The 4,089-nt window shown below is 39.6% G+C and carries 4 protein-coding genes, 1 riboswitch and 1 other annotated feature; of the genes, 1 reads left to right on the forward strand and 3 read right to left on the reverse strand.

Features of this window, described 5'->3' with window-relative positions; all coding sequences use genetic code 11:
* The 3 genes from AC220I_RS19220 to AC220I_RS19230 form a co-directional block, all read right to left on the reverse strand.
* On the reverse strand, nucleotides 1–368 hold a 368-nt coding region (locus tag AC220I_RS19220; protein WP_486725481.1), incomplete at its 3' end, for a cobalt-precorrin-5B (C(1))-methyltransferase.
* Nucleotides 368–1,030, reverse strand: coding sequence for a precorrin-8X methylmutase (locus AC220I_RS19225; protein ID WP_486725482.1), 663 nt, complete (start codon nucleotides 1,028–1,030; stop codon nucleotides 368–370). The genes AC220I_RS19220 and AC220I_RS19225, both read right to left, overlap by 1 nt.
* A complete protein-coding gene (locus tag AC220I_RS19230; RefSeq protein ID WP_486725483.1) occupies nucleotides 1,027–1,389 on the reverse strand; it encodes a sirohydrochlorin chelatase in 363 nt (120 codons plus the stop codon). Before AC220I_RS19230 ends, AC220I_RS19225 begins: the two co-directional genes overlap by 4 nt.
* A 144-nt stretch (nucleotides 1,390–1,533) precedes the next feature.
* Nucleotides 1,534–1,718, reverse strand: a riboswitch (cobalamin riboswitch).
* 195 nt (nucleotides 1,719–1,913) lie between these two features.
* Nucleotides 1,914–2,152, forward strand: a binding site (T-box leader).
* 99 nt (nucleotides 2,153–2,251) lie between these two features.
* Between AC220I_RS19230 and metG the strand changes: the two genes are divergently transcribed.
* On the forward strand, nucleotides 2,252–4,089 hold a 1,838-nt coding region (gene metG, locus AC220I_RS19235; RefSeq protein WP_486725484.1), incomplete at its 3' end, for a methionine--tRNA ligase.

The following is a 4,089-nucleotide window of genomic DNA, read 5'->3' on the forward strand; positions in this document are numbered from 1 at the left end:
CCGCCGTCTATTTGAATACTAGGTGTGGTATGATCAAGAATAACTTTCGCAACAATCTCAAGGCCGTTGGTCACATCGTGATCATCACCAGCGTCCTTGATGACTGTACAGCTACAAGCACCCTGTGCATCAAATTCAAATGAGGCAAGTGGCAAGGTCAATATGGTACCCTCAGTATTCGTAATCTCTATACCATGTTCCAATATTTCGTTCTTGACCTCTGGTGAGAGCAAGACCATTAAGGCTGCTTTGGCAGCAGCTGTTGCACAGGCACCAGTGGTATATCCCATTTTCAACATTTTGCCATCTGCACTTATTAACCGATCCGCCTGTTTGGTAAAATCGATATTAGAGGATGTGTTCATCATTAAGCTCTTTCTTTAAAATTGTAAACCAATGCATTGACGATTGCTGCTGCAACGTTGCTGCCACCTTTTCTGCCAAGGGCAGTAATACAAGGAATGGTTGAATTGTATAATGCGAGTTTTGATTCTTCTGCACCTACAAATCCAACGGGAACACCTATGATGCCGATAAGACTTTCTTCAAATTCATCTTGAAGGTCAAGGACCTGAAAAATAGCAGTCGGTGCATTTCCAAATACAAATATTTTCTTGCCAGGTTCTTTAAGCGCCAATTGGATGGATGCCATTGAGCGTGTGATGCCTTGTTCTTTGGCGATTGCTTTGGCTTCATCGTTTGCCACAAAGCACTTAAGCTGCCAACCCGTTTGGTTAAAAGCGGCCTTGTTGATGCCTGAAAGCACCATGTTTGTATCTGTGTAGACGGTTACGGGTTCACTTGATTTATCAGTAATGGCCCTTGTAAAAGCGCTTAAAAAACGGTCTTCCACTTTGAGATTGTCAAGGTAATCAAAATCCGCACTGGTATGAATGACACGTCTGTAAATATTTTGTACAAGTGGATCACCCGATGGATAAATCTTTGCAGATTTAGCGATGATATCATCTATAATCTCAAAGCTTTCGCGTTCTATGCCCATTGGGTCTTTTTTATATTCGAACTTCATAAGCTTACCCTTTCAATAATAAGATCGAGCATTTTCTCGTCGTAACCAATGTTATTAAGGAAGGTAAATTTGAGGTCGCCGTATTCTGATTCGATTTTTTCAAGGACTTCAGGAATATCTTCCTTGATGTGGTTGCCATTGAATATAAAAAACGGGAAGGCTTTTATATTGCGAACGCCTTGCTTGTAAAGGGTTTCAACGATGTTTTCGATAGAAGGTTCCATAAGTTGTAGGTAGCAATACTCAATTAGAGTTTCCGGCATTTTAGCAACAAGGGCCTGCTTGTACTTTTTCATGATTTCATCAGTTTCCTGAACCTTACTTCCGTGGGCAATAATTAAAACAGCATCTTTCTTCATTTGCTTACTCCTTTGAATTTAAAATAGATAAGTTTAAAATAAAAAAGCACACCTGAAAGGTGTGCGACTATTTCCGTTTATGACCCTAGATTTATGGTGAGCCATTAGAACATCAGTAATGCGCAAACTTCCCTCCGAAGTTTTGTTCATTGAATATCGTTGGTAGGTCTCCTGGCTTGGGGATCGTTCTACATTTTCACCTTCCCATGAACTTTTTTGTCCACAGTGGTATTGAAACTTCGTACTCCCATACAGTAGCGGGGGCTGCTGAGGCATTTAACCTCATTCCCTGTTATCCTATTAAAAGGACCAACAATAACATTTAGTTGTGGAGGCTTCCATCTATTTAATGAAAAACCCCAGCAATATGATAAAAAAATAACATCACAGAGCCAAGGTCATCATAACATAAAAGCATAAAAAATGAAACCCATATAATGAAGGTTTAAAAAAAATTTGAAATTTCTTCATTTCTTGTGCTTGCAAGGACAAGGTTGATATGGTACAATTTCGATAATTGAAAGCTAAATGTATGGATAGGAAGAGTAGTTTGCGGAAGAACCTTAGAGAGCTGATCTTTGGTGAAATTCAGCGTCCGGAAGCAAATGAAGATGGCCCTTGAACAGAGCACATGAAAATTGCAGTAGTGTGTTACGGATTTGTACACGTTAGAGTACAGTTGATTGTTTAGATCAACACGAGGATATTACAGTGATGTGATATCAAAGTAGGGTGGTAACACGACATTGACTTCGTCCCTTGGTGGGTCGGGGTTTTTTTGTTTTTTGTTTCTTTAGGGTGAGAATTATTTAGTTTGAAAATCAATTATGAGGTATTAATAAAAGATATAGGAGGTTTTAGTATGTCAAAAGGTACTTATTATGTAACGACACCGATTTATTATCCAAGTTCAAAGCTTCACATTGGTCATACCTATACCACTGTGGCAGCAGATGCCATTGCACGTTATAAAAGGGTAACGGGTTTTGATGTGATGTTCTTAACGGGAACAGATGAACACGGTCAAAAAATTCAAAATGTCGCTAGTGAACAAGGCAAAACGCCAAAGGCATTTTTGGATGTGGTTGTAGATGAAATCAAGCAGCTCTGGGAAACTATGGAGATTTCTTATGACCACTTTATCAGAACGACAGATGATTACCATGAAAGACGCGTTCAGCAGTTATTTATGACTCTTTATGAAAAAGGTGACATTTATAAGGGTGAATACGAGGGGCTTTATTGTACACCTTGTGAATCCTTCTGGACAGAATCTCAATTAAAGGATGGCAATTGCCCTGATTGTGGTCGTCCAGTTCAAGTGACTAAAGAAGAGGCTTATTTCTTTAAGCTTTCTAAATACCAGGATAAGCTTCTTGAATTATTTGAGACTAATCCAGATATTTTAGAGCCTAAATCAAGAATTAACGAGATGGTAAACAACTTCATCAAACCAGGACTTGAGGACTTATGTGTTTCAAGATCGACCTTTGACTGGGGTGTACCAGTGCCAATCGATGAAAAACATGTTATTTACGTATGGCTTGATGCCCTTAGCAACTATATTACAGCACTCGGTTATCCAGAAGTGAAGGATGGCGAGTTCGCCAAGTTTTGGCCAGCAGATGTTCATTTGGTAGGTAAGGAAATCGTGAGATTCCATACGATTATCTGGTTTGCCATCTTGATGGCACTTGACATACCGGTACCAAAAAAAGTATTTGGTCATGGCTGGATTCTACTCGAAGGTGGCAAAATGTCAAAATCTAAAGGCAATATCGTCGATCCGGTTGTCTTAATCGAGAGATATGGCGTAGATGCTCTTAAATACTTCTTACTTCGTGAGTATACTTTCGGACAAGATGGTATTTTCACAAATGAGGTTCTTCTCAATAGAATCAATGCAGACCTTGCAAACGACCTTGGTAACTTGGTTTCACGAAGTGTCTCAATGGTTGAAAAGTATAGAGATGGTATCGTGCCTTCAATTGGCCAAACGACAGAATTTGACGCGGACTTAAAACAGGTTGGCACAAACGCATATTTAGCACTCGATAAGAAAATGGACAACTTAGATTTTTCAGGTGCACTTGAAGAAATCTGGAAGGTCATCCGTAGAACCAATAAATATATTGATGAAACAATGCCTTGGGCACTTGCAAAGGATGAAGCCAATGCAGGCAAGCTTGACACAGTCCTATATAATCTCATTGATAGCATTCGTTTGATCTCAATTTTAATTCAGCCATTTATGATTCATACATCTCGTGGTATTTGGTCTCAAATTGGTATAGCTGAAGGGGATGCGACGAAATGGGATGCAGTGAAGGCAGCGAATTTATACCCAGCAGGTACTAGGGTTCAAAAAGGCGACTCTCTCTTCCCAAGAATTGACATCAAGGCAGAACTTGAAGCGCTTGAAGAAATGGCAGCATCCAAGCATGTAAAAGAGTTTGCGCCAATTAAGCCAGAAATCACCATTGATGATTTTTCAAAGGTAGATTTAAGAGTGGCGACCATCACGGCAGCTAAAGCACATCCAAATGCGGATAAGCTTTTGATTTTAACCTTAAAGGTTGGCAATGATGTGAGACAAGTGGTTTCAGGTATTGCCAAGCATTATAAACCAACGGATATTGTAGGTAAAAAAGTCATTATCGTGGCAAACTTAAAGCCGGTTAAACTTCGTGGCGAACTCTC

This window comes from Fusibacter sp. (assembly GCF_057447755.1).